Raw genomic sequence first — 252 nt, 5'->3', positions numbered from 1 at the left:
GAAAAGTGTATTATGGTGACTCATGTCCAAAATCTCCTTGTGTGGCAAAGTTTTTCGCAAACTCTTTATACCACATCGCATTGAGATTTTGGACTTTTTTCTTAACCCTTAGCCGGACAGCAATGATATGTCCACAGCCAGGCCGTAGCAAATCCCTGTATTTCTTCCAGGGATTCAAAGATATACTGATTCAGCCAATCATAACGAACTGTTCGGTTGTAGCGCTCGATGTAGGCATTCTGCTGTGGTTTT

At 42.1% G+C, this 252-nt stretch carries 1 protein-coding gene; it reads right to left on the bottom strand.

The features are described 5' to 3' along the window. Positions 1-101: 101 nt before the first annotated feature. A partial coding sequence (locus tag V6C16_RS14840) for an integrase core domain-containing protein (RefSeq protein WP_333543641.1) occupies positions 102-252 on the bottom strand: 151 nt, incomplete at its 5' end.

This window comes from Desulfovibrio sp. 1188_IL3213 (assembly GCF_036763145.1).
In the GTDB taxonomy this organism is placed as follows: Bacteria; Desulfobacterota; Desulfovibrionia; order Desulfovibrionales; family Desulfovibrionaceae; genus Desulfovibrio.
Note: the sequence above shows the minus strand (reverse complement) of the source record. Positions and strands in the feature narration are given on the sequence as shown.